Consider the following 16999-nt stretch of genomic DNA (forward strand, 5'->3'; position numbering starts at 1 on the left):
TTTGCTTTTAATCGCATACAAAACTATTCAATTTTTGCGAGCTTGTTAAGCCGATTTTGTTAAAAAAGGTTAAACACTTATTGTACAGTCGTTTAGAAAAACTGAAAGTAGATTATGGTCAGTGTTATGATGGCATATACAACTTCAAAAAACCATTTCTTTTTGGCATAAGTGAAATAATAAGCCATATAAATAGCGATGGAGGGGGCACAAAGTAAAAAATGGGCCTCCGTTAGTTTTTTATTCCAGTAAAAAGAAACTATCGCAAGGCATAACATAAAAAACAACAGTTGAAATGACTTGCGAATATGCACGACACTTTTGAAAAAATTGTCTTTCAATACCAAGAGGAAGAGTATTAACGTAAAGATTACTGGGACGAGTACCAGATAATCGACTAACTGAATGCGAATAGCAGTAGGGAATTTGTAGGTAAACGGTAGCCAAATGGTATAAAACTGCTCCATTTTACCCATCCAAAGGTAGATAACCGCTAAGATGAAATAGACCGTTGCTAGGCCAAGTAAAGGTGTGATCCACTCGCGCCAGTTGAATGGCCTAAAAATGAGTAGGCCTATCCATAGTAAGGCGAACATACTCAGAAAAGGGAAGTAGATCAGACTTCCTATACCTACAATCATACCGAGATCAAACATTTCGGCTTTAACATCTGTCTGCCGATAGAGGGAGAGCAATTTGCTTAACATCCATATCGAAATGAAATTACAGATCAGTGTGGGTGAAAGTACCAAAAATGGTAAAAACAGGCTGGCCAGTGTCATGTACATCAAAGCAACCAAGAAACTGGGTTTACCCAGCAGGTTAAAATGGCTTGTGATGCGATTGAGTATCGTTGCCTGAGAAATCGTCAGGATCAGTGTGATAAAAACATTGGTCGAAGGAGAGAAGTTGATTAAGTTATTTTCTCCCAAAAGATTCCCCAAGGCAGGCTCAAAGATTACAGAATCAAGTTTGTCCGGAAGGTGAAGAAATATGCCTAAGCATAAAACAAAACCCACGATGGATAGAAATAAAATATTGATGGGTGAATAATTTCTAAACTGACTTATAATCATCGTATGCAATCAATAAAATGCTATTTATTCTTTTTTTCCAATTTGCTGATACGGCGATCGAGCAAGAAAAGGAAGAAAGCCAAACCTAGAAAAATGACCAACATGACCAATACAACAACGTAGATCTTACCTTCGCTACGTAATCCAGTCGCCATCTCAACATCATCCTGTGCAAATGTGCTCAAAGTTGATAAGAGTAGTAAGGCGATTGACAATGTTATTTTTTTCATTTGTTTAAAATATTATTCGTGTCGTTTTCATTGTTATGTATGATTCGATACACGCTATTTGATTTATGTAATATTCTGTTTTTTACTGATTGGGATTTACCGGATTTCTTTATTTTAGAAATAAAGTACGGTATTAGCCGTTCAATATTATGCGTTCAAGTCTTTCTTTTCGAGCAGGCGTACTCTATAGCGAAGTGAACAAATCCAAGCTGCAATCATTGGCCAGCCGATCATCGCGGCATAAAATGTAGGGCGTAGCTCGCTGCTCATTTTTAAATCGCCAAAGGCTGCGTTTCCTCCACTTCCAGGGTGAAGAGAGTCTGTCATCTTTGGCAGAATATAAAGTAACACGATGATAATCGGAAATGCAAAGATATTGTACACAGCCGATATTTTGGCTCTTTTTTGTTCTTCTTCCAGCGCATTGCGGAGCACCAAATAGGCTAGATACATCAGTGTTGCTATGGCAGAGCCATTAAGCTTCGGGTCGTTTGGCCAAGGTTCTCCCCAGGTGATGTTTGCCCAAAGCATACCTGTTGCAAGTCCAAGAAAACAAAATGTTATTCCGGTATTAACGGCTTCAATGGCCATTAAATCATACTCCTGTTTGCCCGTATTGAGGTATTTGATACTATAAATAACAGAAACCAGGTACATAACGAACATAGCCGACCACATTGGGACATGAAAATAAACGTTGCGTATGCTTTCGTGAAGGATGAATAGGCGGGGAACAGGTCCCAAAAGACCATTGATAATGACCGCACAGATAATCATTACCGCTAATATTTTCCACCATTTTTTTCTCATGGATAAATTGAATTTAGTTTGTTCTCAATTCTGACACTTAATCTCGCCAAAGGTACGGAAATAACAATAAAGAAATAGTGATGGTGATTACATTAATTGCAAGTAATACGATTATTTCTTTGCTGCTGGAAGCCCTTTCCAGGCCTTCTATTGCATTGCGGGATAGCTTGATTAATACGATTAACAGTGGGATAATGGCAGGGAAACTCAAGATGGCCATTAAGGTGCTGTTGTTGCCTGCTTTGGAGCTGATCCCGGAGATCATGGTAAAGACTGTGGCGAAACTGATGCTGCCTAAGATGACCGAAATGAAGTACAGTGTTGGATCACCGACAGGGTTTCTGAATATCGTCGAATAGACAAAATATGCAATGATCGCCAGCAGGGTCATCATCATCATATTGTAAATGACTTTCGCTAAAATGATCGCTCTGGGATCAACCAGTGAATAGTAGTAAAGTTGCCGGTTTGGGTTTTCTTGGACGAAGCTTTTGTTGATTGCATTGATCGAAGCGAAGAGCATAATGATCCAAAATAATGCATTCCATGTAGCCGTATCAACTGATTTGAACGCTTGATAGCAGACGAAAACAGTTGATACGACATATAGTAGAATTCCGTTAATAGCATATTTTGAACGCCATTCCAGAATGATGTCTTTAAGAATTAAAGTTTTTACCTGTTGCAGCAAAGTCATATGCAGCAAAGATACAAATGTATTTTGACCACGGGAGTGACCAAAACCATCAATTCTTAAAAAAGCTGTTTTTTTACTTATGCGTTAGAAATTTTGGATTTTGCAGCATCAGTTGTATTGTCGATTTTGCTTGCCAAATTTTGAGCGGCATTGTTAGCGTGGTCCAAAACTTCTCTGCCGGCTTCTTTTGCTTTGTTTTTCAGTGCATCTGCATCATCCGATGCTTTGCTGAAAGCTGCTTGTGCTTTTGATTTCAAATTGTCTAATTCAGCCGAAGCTCTGTTCGCTAGTTTTTGTGCCTTTTTAGCTTCTTTTTTTGAAAGATCTTTCAATGACTTAGTTAAGCTTTTAATGCCGTCATTTGCACGATCTAATTGTTTTTTCCCATCATCAGTTCCTAAAAGATACCATGCAGCAGCTCCCGCAGCTAATCCTACCAAAGCAAATGCCACTAATCCATTTTTGCTATTTTTCATAATTCTTCTATTTTGTTATATATTCAAATGATAATCAAGTATGATACCAAATGAACAATCCCAGGGTGAATTTGTTTAAAAAGAATCAATAATTAACAAAATTTTACATATCAATTTTCTGCTGCTTTGATTGCAGATTATAGAGGTGCTGATAAAGACCGCTTTCTTTTTGGAGCAGTTCAAAGTGCGTACCGCTCTCAGACACGATTCCATTTTCGACAACGATAATTTTATCGGCATCAATAATGGTCGATAGTCGGTGTGCAATAATGATCGAGGTGCGTCCACGCATTAATTCTTCCAACGCCTCCTGCACTTGTCTTTCTGATTCTGAGTCTAGGGAAGAAGTGGCTTCGTCCAAGATAAGGATTGCAGGATCTTTTAATAGTGCACGCGCAATGGCAATCCGTTGGCGCTGACCACCAGAGAGTTTAACGCCACGTTCACCAACTAAGGTGTCATAGCTTTCGGGGAAATTTAATATAAATTGATGTGCGTTGGCACGTTTTGCAGCCGCTATTATTTCATCTTCCGTGGCATCGAGCTTACCATAGGCTATATTTTCACGTATTGTTCCGCCAAACAGCAAAACATCTTGCGGCACGATAGCGACCTGGTTGCGGATATCGCAAAGTTCAAAATCGGATGCCGGTTTGTCATCGTAATATACTTCCCCTTTATTGGCTGTGTAGAATTGAAGAATCAATGAAGCTATTGTTGATTTTCCGGTTCCACTCGGTCCAACGATGGCTATTTTATCGCCAGCATTGGCTGTAAAGTTGATGTCTTTCAGAATTTCAATATCGGGGCGGCTTGGATAGGCAAAGGAAACATGATTGAAGCTTAGTTTTCCGGTCATGGTCTTGTGCACTTCCTTGCAAGTTGGTTTTACATTGAGGTGTTCTTGGGGCTCATCTAAAATTTCCAAGATCCGCTCACTTGCACCCAAAGAGCGTTGGATATTGGCATAGAGCTCGGGGAAACTGCCCATGGAGCCTGCAACAAACATCGAATACAAGATATAAGTAGTCAGGTCGCCTACAGTCATTTCATGGATAGAAACCAATGCTGCGCCGTACCAGATGACAGCAATCACCGCACCGAAAATACAGAAAATAATAAAAGAGGCAAATGCACCACGGAAAGTAGCTCCTTTGACTGCCAACTTTACCACTGAATCCATTTGATTGCTGTAGCGATTAAACTCGAAGTACTCATTCACAAAGGCTTTTACGTTGCTTATCCCCAATAATGTTTCTTGAACGATACTATTTGACTCGGCCATTTTATCCTGTGCCTGTCTGGACAATTCGCGGATGAATTTTCCGAAAATAATGGCCGCTACAACGATAATCGGTAAAATACAAAGGTTCATGAGGGCAAGTTTGGGCGATACCCAAACCAAAAGGAACACACCGAAACAAAGACTAATCAACTGTCTTAAGATTTCAGCCAAAGTTGTTGTTAACGTATCCTGGATCTGTGAAAGGTCTGCAGACAGGCGGCTGTTTAATTCCCCAACACGACGATTGGCGAAAAATTCAATTGGCAAAGAAATCAGCTTAAGATAAGTATCCTTGCGTAACGCGGATAGCGTACGTTCGGCAATCTCAACAAAAATTCGGATACGAAAAAAAGAAACGACTGACAGAAAAGACAGAATAATAAAGGCAATTCCACCAATATAATAAACATGTGGTGCAAGCCATGGATAAGTTTGCTTGCCTTGCGCGGCATCAATCATGGCACCAAGCAAAGCCGGAAAGGCGAGCATGGCCAAACTGGATAATACCAAGAAAAACATGCCGACCCCAAATTTAAAACGATAAGGTTTTAAATAGGTCATCAATTTAGATGCTCTCAATAGGAGCTCTTTATTCAATTTTGGTTTTGGTAGATCTTCTTCTTGTTTGTTACCGCTGTTGAATCCTCTTGCCATATCCGCTACTTCAAATTTTGTTGCGAGGACAAATGTAAAGAGATTAAAAATATTTTGCTATCATACTTTAGTCAATTTTTTGAACTAAACCGTACTTTTTCTGATTTAAAACGGCTGTTTTAAGTGGCTTGTACTTGTGCAAATGCTTGTTGCTGCTGCTTTATCCTAAATTTTGTTGTTTCGAAGCTGTTAGTTGCGCGTTAAATTTATACAGTAAATATCCTAATACGGCGATAACAAGTAAAGCGATATAGAGCAGAATATTGCCTATACCTCCGTTGCCTGATGTTTTGTCAATCTGTGCCCGCAGTTTCTCGTTCTCTTTTTGAAGCTTACTTATGGTGCCGATATAGGCTGATACCTGCTTGTCGTAATCTGTTGCCAATTGTTGGAATTTATCCTTCTCAAAATCTTTGATTTTCAATAGTTTTTGAGTCTCTAAGAAAATGTTATTGTCGGTGATAACAATATCTTTAAGGATATCAATGCTCTTTTGCATGTCACCTTTTGATTTGAAAAGGCCAAAAAGCCCTGTTTTTTTAGTGAGGCTCGTGTCATAGGCGCCGAATTTCTGTTGACGGGCATCGAGTAGGTCATTTACACGGCTTCGTTGGACCTCAAAAGAGCTGGAGTCTGGGTTGTTTTGCGACTTGGCCTGTCCAAAGAAGCAAAATAGAACGGCGATTGGAAGTAGGAATTTTAAGAATTTCATCATGTATTTGGACGATCTATTTAATCAAATGTCTAGTTTAAACTAACGTTGATGGTAAAATTTTATTTTGCCACGAAGCTACAACTACAATTTTAGCCTTGTGGTCTGTTTGACCAAGGATAAAAAAATGGAGCGAAAGCACGACAAATGAATTTATGAAATTAATCTTTAAATTCTATACGAATAACATTGGAATCGTCATCATGAAGTCCGAGTAGCTGGCTGGCATTACCTTTATTGATGGCGATTTCAAGGTAGTTGGAAATACCGAATAAACAAAGTTTCTCTCCTTCTCCGACTTCATTGTAATGCCAGGAAAGATTGGTAATGGTTTCATTACGTTTAAAATAGAGGACAAAATGACGTCCTTTCTGAACTTTATTGAATAGATCTTTCGAGATATTGGTAATGGCGTTGCCGAATGCATCAACATAAATGACATTGCCTCGGATCATGTCTTTATCAAAGATAGGCTGCAAAGTTACTTTTTCGATGAGCTGTTGCATTGAAGTACCGATTTCTTTCAGCTTGCCCCCCTTAGCAATATGACAGGCGGATTTAGAAAGAATATCTGCGAGCGGAAAGTGAAGGTACCGGAGGTCCTGCATTAAGTTGAGCTCATACAGTTCCTGGGGTTCATTGCCATTCAACAATAAGCTGAAAATACCGTTGTCGGCCCCGACGAAATAATGATCGTTGTATTTCATGCCGATATATTTCGACTCCTCATGAAACAGGGTGTTAATTCCGATAATATGTACGGTTCCTTTAGGGAAATAATGATAAGCATTGCCTAATACAAAGGCCGCCCGAGGGATATTGAATGCTGGAATTTCATGGGTAATATCAACAATATTGGCACCGGACAACTGCGATAAAAGACTACCTTTTAACGCGGCTTGATAAAAATCTTTGTGTCCTAAGTCTGTTGTTAATGTAATTACTGCCATTATAATCTAAATCCTAGATCGAATTGCTGTCGAATTCCCTTAAATATACCCTTAAATTTATCTAAATAGTGGACAAAATTACTATTTATCAGATGATTTATAAAGTTAATTGGATAACTTATTTTGAATCTGTCTTTTTTCGATTGATATACACAAACATAGCGAAGATTTTATGCATAACGAAATCTTTGTGCCCCTTTGTCGGCTGTCTCCATAAGCTTATAAATCATCGTCGTTTGTACGCCGTATCTTCTTGGTTGTTTCGTTAGAATACGTTAATTTTGAATAGTATTATACAGGAACGATATTGTGTAATGGCTACAATCTAATTAATTCTAAATAGGATAAAATTTGAACGAATTACTAATTGCATTAGATGGTCTGAATTTGCCCATATTATGGGGAGCAGACAATGAGCACTTCGATTATTTGAAGAAGCAATTCCCAAAACTGCGGATTGTAGCTCGCGGGAGTGAAATGAAGGTGTTGGGAGACGCGAAGGAATTAGACCTGTTTGAGCAATCGTTTAAGGAAGTCATGGCTCATCTGGAGAAATTTAACAACATTACTTTATTGGATTTTGAAAATCTCCTTGGAGCAAGTGCAGGTTCTTCTATTCAGCAGGAAAAAGGACTTGCGGCCAAACATGCAGCCTTTGGATCCGAACCGATCGTGTATGGACCTAATGGCCTTATTGTACGTGCACGTACGGCCAACCAACGGAAGATGGTGGATAGTATTTCGAAAAATGACATCTTATTTGCTATCGGACCGGCGGGTACAGGAAAGACCTATACGGCGGTTGCATTAGCTGTTCGGGCACTTCGAAATAAAGAAATCAAAAGGATCATTCTAACGAGACCAGCCGTCGAGGCCGGCGAAAATCTCGGTTTTTTACCGGGCGACTTAAAGGAGAAGGTAGACCCCTATTTGAGACCGCTCTACGATGCATTGGACGATATGATTCCAGCAGAAAAGCTAAAAGGTTACCTGGAAAATCGGACCATTGAAGTTGCACCTCTAGCGTTTATGCGTGGACGAACATTGGACAACTGCTTTGTGATTCTGGACGAAGCTCAGAATGCAACGGATATGCAGCTGAAGATGTTTTTGACACGTATGGGGCCAACGGCAAAATTTATCGTTACCGGTGATATGACACAGGTAGATTTACCGAAAAAAAATCAATCTGGATTGTCTACTTCAATTCGCCTATTGGAGAATATCGAAGGAATAGACATTATCCACCTCAGCGGTGGAGATGTGGTTCGCCATAAATTGGTTCGCCGCATCCTCGAAGCGTATGGCGATATTTAATCGGTCTATGCTGCAAACGTATGATTTGGGATATCCCAGTTTGGCATGGGTACGAAAGGTGCCGACTGATATAGTTCAAATAGCCTAATTAAAAGGCAAATCGAGTACAGCGAGCTCTTAAATAAATGCGCTGCATTTATGAATGCCATTGAACGCAGTCATAAATGAACAATTACTTACATTTGAATTTTACGTTGAACATGAATGCTATAAAAGAAACAAATTTCAATTTCGAAAATCAAACTGCTTTTTACAGGGGAAAAGTACGTGACGTGTATACGATTGCCGATACGTATTTGGCGATGGTTGCCTCAGATCGTATTTCGGCATTTGATGTGGTACTTCCACGTCCTATTCCTTATAAAGGGCAGGTGTTGAATCAAATTGCAGCCAAATTTTTAAAGGCTACGGCTGATATTATTCCAAATTGGGTCGTGTCTGTGCCGGACCCCAGTGTAACTATCGGTCAGCTATGCGAGCCGTTTAAAGTGGAAATGGTTATTCGGGGCTACTTGTCAGGACACGCTTGGCGTGAATATGCTGCTGGCAAACGTGAAGTATGTGGTGAGGCATTGCCAGAAGGACTGAAAGAAAATGACAAATTGCCTGAGCCAATTATTACACCGACAACAAAGGCTGCTGTTGGACATGATGAAGATATTTCACGTGCCGATATCTTGAAAAAAGGCATCGTAAGCGAAGAAGATTATGTTCAATTGGAGCAATATACCAAAGCGTTGTTTCAAAGGGGTACCGAAATTGCCGCGCAAAGAGGGCTTATTTTGGTGGATACAAAATATGAGTTTGGAAAAAAAGATGGGAAAATTGTGCTGATCGACGAAATTCATACACCAGATTCTTCCCGTTATTTTTATGCGGAAGGTTATCAGGAACGTCAGGAAAAAAGGGAGGCACAAAAGCAATTGTCGAAGGAGTTTGTTCGCAAATGGTTAATTGAAAACGGCTTCCAAGGGAAAGACGGTCAGGTTGTTCCGGAGATGACGGATGAGATTGTCGCTTCCATTTCTGAACGTTATATTGAGCTTTACGAGCATATCGTCGGAGAGAAGTTTGTGTATCCAGATCAGGAAAACGTACTGGAACGTGTGGAAAGAAATGTGGCAAAGGCCTTGAAAACGCTAAATTATTAGTACATTGTATCCTCAAACAAAGGAGATAGACTAATGAAGTATACCATTGATAAGCACGATCGCTATATTGTCATAGAACCTCATGTCGATGTGATTGACGCGGATAATGCCGCTAAACTCAAAGGGGAGTTTTTGTTGCGGAATACGATTGGACAACGGAATATCGTTTTGGATATGATCCACGTTAAGCAAACGGACGAGGTCGGTATCCGTTTAGGTGTGCTTGCCCATCGTTTATGTCAGTCTGTTGGGGGCATATTTATTTTGGTTAATCTTTGTCCAACGTTAATGGATATGGTTCGTGTGTCGCATTTGGATAAATCGCTTAAAATAGCACCATCTTTAAAGGTGGCGGAAGATTTAATCTTTGCACACGAATTGGAATCTGAGTATCGGGGGGTAATCGAGGATTAATATGAAGTTTGAAGTTCTGATATTAGGAAATAGCTCGGCCACACCGATGTTTGATCGTCATCCGACTAGCCAAGTGTTGAACTTTAATGAGCAATTGTTTTTGATCGACTGTGGAGAAGGTACACAAATGCAACTTAGCCGATACGGCATCAAAAGCAATCGTTTAGGACATATATTTATTAGCCATCTGCATGGGGATCATTATTTGGGTTTGGTGGGGCTGCTTTCATCGATGCACCTTGTCGGCCGAAAAAGTGATCTCCATTTGTATGGGCCACCTGCGTTAAAGGAAATTTTAGACGTGCAATTTTTGCATTCCGAGACTATTTTACGCTATAATCTTGTTTTTCATCCGATTTCACCCGAACAGCCGGGGGTCATTTTTGAAAACAGAACATTAAAAGTAAGCACTTTTCCATTAAAGCATCGTATTGCCTGTACAGGCTTTCGTTTTGATGAGGGGCCCCGTGCACGAACATTGCTTGGCGATGTCGTACAGGAACTGAATATACCCACCGCTTATTTTCCGATGATCAAAAAAGGATTTGATTACGTCGATGAAAGTGGTAAAGTATATACTGCAGATGACCTGAGCCTTCCTGCTCCCTTATCGCGCAGTTATGTGTATTGTTCGGATACCGTACGGACGCCGGAATACCTGCCTTATGTGCAAAAGGCTAATCTGATGTATCATGAGTCCACATTCTTGCACGATATGGTCGACCGCGCAAAAGAGACATTTCACACCACAGCGCTGGAGGCTGGAGAGATCGCCCAGGAAACTCATGCAAAGAAGTTGCTATTGGGTCATTATTCAGCGCGGTACAGAGATTTAAATCCCCTATTGGAAGAAGCGAGAACTGTATTCCCAAATACGGAACTCTCTGTGGAAGGTCGGTGGTTTTCCGTTTAATTTTTTTGAATTTTCTCTGATATCCCAACGATAAACGGGTTAACACCTATGAATAATTGCTTATTATATTGCATATGATGAACAATTTATCTAAGTTTACGGCTCTAATTTTTTTATAATGGATAATCCATTCAACTTAAACAACCTACTACGGGAAAATATTAAGAAGCTCGTACCTTATTCATCCGCAAGAGATGAATTTAAAGGGGAGGCATCCATATTAATTGATGCCAATGAAAATCCTTTTGGATCCCCCTTAAACCATGATTACAACCGATATCCAGACCCTCTCCAACATCAAGTTAAAGCAAAACTTTCTAAAATAAAAGGTGTACCATCAGAGAATATCTTTTTGGGAAATGGAAGTGATGAAGCTATTGATATTTTATACCGTGCATTTTGTACCCCTGGTGTTGACAATGTCATATTAGTTCCGCCAACCTACGGGATGTATGAAGTCTCGGCGAACATCAATGATGTTGCTTTCAAAAAGGTAAACCTTACTGCTGATTACCAGCTGGATTTGGATGGTATTGCCAATGCAATAGACGCACATACTAAACTGATTTTTATCTGTTCTCCGAATAATCCAACCGGAAATTCAATCCGTCGTCAGGATATTGAAACAATCCTGAATAATTTTCAGGGGCTTGTGGTAGTGGATGAGGCCTATATTAATTTTTCTGCTGTCAAGTCATTTACGCAAGAACTGGCTGAATACCCCAATCTAGTGGTATTGCAGACCTTATCCAAAGCCTGGGGGCTTGCGGCCTTACGCTTGGGTATGGCTTTTGCCAGTAAGGAGATTATCGCTGTTTACAATAAAATAAAACCACCATACAACATTAATCAAGCGACACAAGATATTGTATTGGAAGCCTTAGATCAGGTTGATCAAGTCAATGACTGGATCAAGGAGACAGTAGCAGAACGTGAGCAACTAGTGCGTGGATTGCTTGAACTGGATTATGTGCAGCATATTACACCTTCTGATGCCAACTTTATTTTGGTGAAGATGGAGCAGCCACGTGAAGTTTACGATTATCTCGTTCAATATGGAATTATCGTTAGAGATAGATCCAAAGTCGAACTGTGTGAAGGCTGTCTACGGATCACGGTCGGTACACCGGCTGAAAATAAAACATTGTTAGAAAAACTTAATCAAATCAATAAATAATACTATGCCTGATAACTTAAAACGTGTACTGTTTATAGACCGCGATGGAACATTGATTTTGGAACCTGAAGACGAACAAATCGATTCTTTTGCCAAATTAAAATTCTATCCTGGTGCTTTGCAGTATCTACCACGTATCGCAAAGGAGCTGGATTTCGAATTGATCTTGGTTTCCAACCAAGATGGTTTAGGAACGTCTTCCCATCCGGAAGAGAATTTCTGGCCAGTCCATCATTTTGTGATTGATACGTTTGCAGGAGAAGGCGTAGTGTTTGCCGAGGAACATATTGATAAAACCTTTCCACACGAGAATGCGGAAACCCGAAAACCGGGAGTTGGTATGCTTGGAGCCTATTTTGATGCGTCGAAATACGATTTGAGCCAATCCTTCGTCATTGGCGATCGTGTGAACGATGTTAAATTGGCACAAAACCTCGGTGCAAAGGCAATTTGGCTGCGTGCAAACGATCAATTAGGTGCTTTGGAAAACCTTGCGATAGATTCAACTGTTATAGCTTTAGAGACAACGGATTGGAAGACGGTGTATGAATTCCTTAAATTGGGTACGCGCACTGCCGAACATCATCGTAAAACCAATGAAACTGATATTTTTATTCAGTTGAATCTGGATGGTTCGGGTAAGTCAGACATCGAAACGGGGTTACCGTTTTTCGACCATATGCTGGATCAATTGGCTAGACATGGAGCACTTGATTTGACCATTAAGGCGAAAGGGGATCTTCATATCGACGAACATCATACCATCGAAGATACGGGTATTGCGCTGGGCGAGATCTTTTTGAAGGTTTTAGGGGATAAACGTGGAATTGAGCGCTACTCCTATACGTTGCCGATGGATGATTGTTTGGCTCAGGTTGCATTGGATTTTGGTGGTCGCAACTGGATAGTGTGGGATGCGGCATTTAAGCGGGAGAAGATCGGCGATATGCCTACGGAAATGTTTTTCCACTTCTTTAAGTCGTTTTCAGATGCTTCACGATCGAATTTAAACATTAAAGCTGAAGGTGACAATGAACACCATAAGATCGAAGCGATTTTCAAAGCTTTTGCTAAATCTATCAAGAAAGCGGTAAGACGCGATGCCGACCATATGCAATTGCCAAGTACAAAAGGAGTATTGTAAGATGATAGGAATTATTAATTACGGTGCGGGGAATATTTTCTCCTTGACAGCGGCACTGGATCGTGTTGGGCTTACCTATGGTATGGTCAATACTGCCGATGAGATCGATCAATACGATCGTATCATCATTCCTGGAGTGGGCCACGCTGGAGCCGCGATGGACAAACTACAGGAATCGGGATTGGTGCCCTATATCAAAAAGCTAAAAAAGCCTGTGTTGGGTATTTGTGTTGGTATGCAATTACTGACGGCTTTTTCAGAAGAAGGAAATGCCGAAATGTTAAAGCTATTTCCTTTGAAGACCTTACATTTTGATGCCGAAAAGTCGGGTAAAGTACCACATATGGGCTGGAATAGTGTTTCCGTGCCAGCAAACAGTCCTTTATTTGCACATATTGAAGACCAGACTTATTTTTATTTTGTCCACTCGTACTTTATCGAATTCGATGCGACATATACCGCGGCGAAATGTGTCTATGGACAGCCTTTTTCGGCTGCAATTTCCAAAGACAATTTCTTTGGCGTACAATTTCATCCAGAGAAATCTGGAAAAGCAGGAGAGCAGCTGCTGCTCAATTTTTCAACTATTCAAATTGATTAAAAATATTCGACTATGTATATCATTCCAGCAATAGATGTCTTGGACAAAAAAGTTGTCCGCTTGAGAGAGGGTAACTACAATGACGTTACAACGTATGCGATTAGTTTAGAAGAGCAAATCGAAACCTACCGTGCAAATGGTACGGAACTCGTCCATATCATTGATTTAAATGGTGCAAAAGGAGACTTCAGCAATCAGGCCTATTTATTTGATATCATCCAAAAGACAGATATGAAAATTCAGTATGGCGGTGGTGTAAGAAGTATCGAAAAGGTTAAGGAATTGGTTGATGCAGGGATTTATCGCGTTATTGTCGGAACACAGGCAATCACAAATCCTTCATTCTTGGAGGAGCTGGCTACGTTGAACGAAGGTAAAGTAAAATATGCCGACCACATCGTTATTGCAATCGACGTTTTGGATGAGGTAATCAAATACTCGGGTTGGTTGGAAAGTTCGCCAATCAAATTGATCGAATATATTGATAAATGCTTGGTTTTAGGATTCTTTAGGTTCTTATGTACCGATATTAGTAAAGATGGAAAATTGGGCGGTGCAGGCGTTGAACTGTACCAAAAGTTGTTGAGCCATTCTCCGATTATCAAGTTAATAGCTTCTGGCGGGATCAGTTCAATGGACGATATTCAGAAACTTCAGGAATTGGGTAGTGTAGAATCTGTTGTCGTTGGTAAAGCAATCTATGAAAATAGAATCTCGATCGATGAAATCAAAGATTGGAATTTAAAATCGTTAATCAGATTTTAAAATGCTGGCAAAACGTATAATTCCCTGTTTGGATGTCAAAGATGGGCGGACGGTAAAAGGAGTCAATTTTGTGGATCTGCGCGATGCAGGTGATCCTGTTGAATTGGCCTATGAATATTCTCAACAAGGGGCTGATGAACTCGTTTTCCTAGATATTACAGCAACGCATGAGGGGCGTAAAACGACAATTGATCTGGTCAAAGCAGTCGCACGTCAAGTGAATATTCCCTTTACAATCGGCGGTGGTATCAATGAAATCAGAGATGCTGATATTTTGTTGAATGCAGGTGCGGACAAAATATCCATCAATTCTGCTGCGGTACGCAATCCTGCTCTTATCAACCAGATGGCTGCAGCTTTTGGTGCACAATTTGTTGTGGTTGCTGTGGATACCCGGTCGATCGAAGGTCAGAATTTTGTGCATCTGAGCGGCGGACGCATTAAGACGGAATTGGACACAGCGGATTGGATCCTTGAAGCGCAAGAACGTGGAGCAGGAGAGATCCTGTTGACGTCAATGGATCATGATGGAACAAAAAATGGCTTTGACAATGGTTTTTTAAAAACAATAAACGACCAGATTCATATTCCACTGATTGCTTCTGGCGGTGCCGGTAATCAACAGCATTTTGTCGATGTTTTTCAACAAGCTAACGTGGATGCTGCCCTGGCGGCATCGGTCTTCCATTATGGTGAAATATTGATCCCCGATCTTAAAGCTACCTTACGCCAAAATGGTATTGTCGTAAGATAGGATAGCGGAATAAAGATCGATAATCAAAGGGGTGGAAGTTATAAACTTGCTGAAAGAAATCCTGAGAAATTAAACTGGGCTCATGGCTCTTCGAAAATAATTAAAAATTGAAATACTAAAATCATGTTAGATTTTGCAAAAAGTGACGGCCTTGTTCCAGTGATTGTGCAGGACTTCCAAACATTGGAAGTGTTGATGTTAGGCTATATGAACGAGGAAGCTTGGCAGAAGACACAAGCAGAGAAACGCGTTACGTTTTTCTCCCGAAGCAAAAATCGCCTCTGGACAAAAGGAGAGGAAAGTGGAAACTTTTTGAATGTAAAAAGCATCCATGTTGATTGCGATAAGGATACTGTTTTGATCAAAGCAGAACCAATGGGACCTACCTGTCATACAGGAAGCAGAAGTTGTTTTAATACAGACTTCAACCAAAACTTTCTGTTGGAGCTAGAGCGTATTGTCAACCATCGCTATGAACATCCTTCTGACGAATCTTATGTCAATCGTCTGCGTTCTCGCGGTATCAATAAGATTGCGCAAAAGGTTGGCGAGGAAGCCGTAGAAACAGTCATTGCAGCATTGACCGAAACGGATACTGATTTTATTAATGAAACTTCAGACTTATTGTTTCATTTGATCGTATTGTTGCGTGAGAAAGGATTTTCTTTGGAAACAATTGCGAAAAACCTCGAGAGCAGACATCAATAGGTATTTGGACGACGGCATCAGCGTTGAACAAAATCTGAAGCGGAAAGAAGGCTTTAAGCTAAGATGACAAAATAATCTAAGAAGTGCAGTATATTTGTGGATATACTGCACTTCTTGTTTCTACCGACTAACAATACGTATTGCTGTATTGATCTTTACTGGATCACAGCTCAGTCAGCGGAGAATTCGGTCCTATAACATAAAAAAATAGGCTTAAAACAGGTGCTCCGAATAGAGAAGGCATTTTAGCGAATTACTATGGATATTACATTAAAATCGACGTTACCAGGGCATCAAAACCCTATTTTTTGTGTAGAGAAGGGCTACTATGCAGATACTTTTTTTACGGCTGGTAACGATAAGGGCGTTGTCGAATGGGATATTGAGCAAAATGCATTTAAGCGTATTCTCTGTGCGGTAAGTTCATCGGTTTATGCTTTACGGTTGATCCCGGGGACGCCGATTCTGGCCATAGCCTTGCGTGAGGGTAAACTGCTTTTTGTAGATGTCGAAGAGCAAAAACTTGTAGCAAGTATACAGCTAAGCAGCAAAGCTATTTTTGCATTGGCTAATATGTCCTGGAAAAATGAACTTCTGGCAGTAGGTGAAGAGGGAACATTGTACGTTATTGATCTGGCAACTTATAAAAGTATTTATGAGAAGCGAATATCCCCAACAACAATTCGCGCAATTGCAATTGATGAAGGACTTGGACGAATAGCATTGGGGGATAAAGATGGGAAAGTTTATACCTTGGACAGTACTGACTTTCATGTTATTACTGATGCAAAATTGCATAGCATGCCCGCTACGTCGCTGGCATTTATCCATAATAAATTGCTAAGCGGTGGACGGGATGCGCAATTGGTGATTTCAGACCCCAATCAATTGACAACTAATTTTTCGTTTGTACCGCATCTGTTTACCGTATATGGAATATATCCCCATCCTGAAGCACCAATTTTTGTTACTGTCAGTCGCGACAAATCGTTGAAATTTTGGTCCACAGCCGATTTTGCACTATTGAAAAATATGAGCCGCGAGAAGATGCAAGATGGTCATCATTTATCTGTAAATGCGGGAGCATGGTCCGAAAATGCGCAATATTTCTTTAGCGTCAGCGATGACAAACTAGTGAAAGTCTGGGAATTTCATGTATAAAATA

Annotated in this window: 19 protein-coding genes; 11 read left to right on the forward strand and 8 right to left on the reverse strand. The window is 40.3% G+C overall.

Translation table 11 applies throughout. From position 1 onward, the window contains the following. Positions 1-92 precede the first annotated feature (92 nt). The 8 genes from BGP15_RS21945 to BGP15_RS21980 form a co-directional block, all read right to left on the reverse strand. The gene (locus tag BGP15_RS21945) at positions 93-1076 is read right to left on the reverse strand and encodes a DUF6427 family protein (RefSeq protein WP_115047126.1); all 984 of its coding nucleotides are present in this window, start codon (positions 1074-1076) and stop codon (positions 93-95) included. A gap of 20 nt (positions 1077-1096) precedes the next feature. Continuing rightward, a complete protein-coding gene (locus tag BGP15_RS21950) occupies positions 1097-1306 on the reverse strand; it encodes a CcmD family protein (protein ID WP_046672332.1) in 210 nt (69 codons plus the stop codon). A gap of 147 nt (positions 1307-1453) precedes the next feature. Continuing rightward, positions 1454-2116, reverse strand: a complete 663-nt coding sequence (ccsA, locus tag BGP15_RS21955; RefSeq protein WP_046672333.1) for a cytochrome c biogenesis protein — start codon at positions 2114-2116, stop codon at positions 1454-1456. 37 nt (positions 2117-2153) lie between these two features. Continuing rightward, positions 2154-2813, reverse strand: a complete 660-nt coding sequence (locus BGP15_RS21960; protein ID WP_046672334.1) for a heme exporter protein CcmB — start codon at positions 2811-2813, stop codon at positions 2154-2156. A 77-nt stretch (positions 2814-2890) separates the two neighbouring features. Continuing rightward, positions 2891-3289, reverse strand: a complete 399-nt coding sequence (locus BGP15_RS21965; protein WP_286770736.1) for a hypothetical protein — start codon at positions 3287-3289, stop codon at positions 2891-2893. A 103-nt stretch (positions 3290-3392) separates the two neighbouring features. Further along, positions 3393-5228, reverse strand: a complete 1836-nt coding sequence (locus BGP15_RS21970; RefSeq protein WP_070563339.1) for an ABC transporter ATP-binding protein — start codon at positions 5226-5228, stop codon at positions 3393-3395. A 160-nt stretch (positions 5229-5388) separates the two neighbouring features. Further along, a complete protein-coding gene (locus BGP15_RS21975) occupies positions 5389-5943 on the reverse strand; it encodes a hypothetical protein (protein ID WP_286770737.1) in 555 nt (184 codons plus the stop codon). A 158-nt stretch (positions 5944-6101) separates the two neighbouring features. After that, positions 6102-6890 (reverse strand): SAM hydrolase/SAM-dependent halogenase family protein, encoded by a 789-nt coding sequence (locus BGP15_RS21980; RefSeq protein ID WP_046672337.1) that lies wholly within the window; start codon positions 6888-6890, stop codon positions 6102-6104. A 351-nt stretch (positions 6891-7241) separates the two neighbouring features. Between BGP15_RS21980 and BGP15_RS21985 the strand changes: the two genes are divergently transcribed. The 11 genes from BGP15_RS21985 (at position 7242) to BGP15_RS22035 (ending at position 16995) form a co-directional block, all read left to right on the forward strand. Further along, positions 7242-8207: a PhoH family protein gene (locus BGP15_RS21985; RefSeq protein ID WP_286770738.1), complete on the forward strand. Its 966-nt coding sequence runs from the start codon at positions 7242-7244 to the stop codon at positions 8205-8207. Positions 8208-8407: 200 nt separating this feature from the next. Further along, positions 8408-9358, forward strand: coding sequence for a phosphoribosylaminoimidazolesuccinocarboxamide synthase (locus BGP15_RS21990; RefSeq protein ID WP_286770822.1), 951 nt, complete (start codon positions 8408-8410; stop codon positions 9356-9358). Positions 9359-9391: 33 nt separating this feature from the next. Then, entirely contained in the window at positions 9392-9772 is a 381-nt protein-coding gene (locus BGP15_RS21995; RefSeq protein ID WP_286770739.1) for an STAS domain-containing protein, read from the forward strand. A 1-nt stretch (position 9773) separates the two neighbouring features. Continuing rightward, entirely contained in the window at positions 9774-10685 is a 912-nt protein-coding gene (locus tag BGP15_RS22000; protein ID WP_046672340.1) for a ribonuclease Z, read from the forward strand. 118 nt (positions 10686-10803) lie between these two features. Further along, entirely contained in the window at positions 10804-11862 is a 1059-nt protein-coding gene (hisC, locus tag BGP15_RS22005; RefSeq protein WP_286770740.1) for a histidinol-phosphate transaminase, read from the forward strand. Between the two features lie 4 nt (positions 11863-11866). Then, positions 11867-13006 (forward strand): bifunctional histidinol-phosphatase/imidazoleglycerol-phosphate dehydratase HisB, encoded by a 1140-nt coding sequence (gene hisB / locus BGP15_RS22010; RefSeq protein WP_046672342.1) that lies wholly within the window; start codon positions 11867-11869, stop codon positions 13004-13006. A 1-nt stretch (position 13007) separates the two neighbouring features. After that, positions 13008-13607 (forward strand): imidazole glycerol phosphate synthase subunit HisH, encoded by a 600-nt coding sequence (gene hisH / locus BGP15_RS22015; RefSeq protein WP_046672343.1) that lies wholly within the window; start codon positions 13008-13010, stop codon positions 13605-13607. A 12-nt stretch (positions 13608-13619) separates the two neighbouring features. Beyond that, positions 13620-14372 carry a 1-(5-phosphoribosyl)-5-[(5-phosphoribosylamino)methylideneamino]imidazole-4-carboxamide isomerase gene (locus BGP15_RS22020; RefSeq protein ID WP_046672344.1) on the forward strand — a complete coding sequence of 251 codons (753 nt, stop codon included), beginning with the start codon at positions 13620-13622 and terminating at the stop codon, positions 14370-14372. Between the two features lies 1 nt (position 14373). Further along, positions 14374-15126, forward strand: coding sequence for an imidazole glycerol phosphate synthase subunit HisF (hisF, locus tag BGP15_RS22025; RefSeq protein ID WP_070563353.1), 753 nt, complete (start codon positions 14374-14376; stop codon positions 15124-15126). A 123-nt stretch (positions 15127-15249) separates the two neighbouring features. Next, the gene (gene hisIE, locus BGP15_RS22030; protein WP_046672346.1) at positions 15250-15834 is read left to right on the forward strand and encodes a bifunctional phosphoribosyl-AMP cyclohydrolase/phosphoribosyl-ATP diphosphatase HisIE; all 585 of its coding nucleotides are present in this window, start codon (positions 15250-15252) and stop codon (positions 15832-15834) included. 258 nt (positions 15835-16092) lie between these two features. Then, complete coding sequence (locus tag BGP15_RS22035) at positions 16093-16995, forward strand: WD40 repeat domain-containing protein (protein ID WP_286770741.1); 903 nt, start codon at positions 16093-16095, stop codon at positions 16993-16995. Positions 16996-16999 lie beyond the last annotated feature (4 nt).

Source organism: Sphingobacterium sp. 40-24 (assembly GCF_001899705.1).
GTDB classification, from domain to species: domain Bacteria; phylum Bacteroidota; class Bacteroidia; order Sphingobacteriales; family Sphingobacteriaceae; genus Sphingobacterium; species Sphingobacterium multivorum.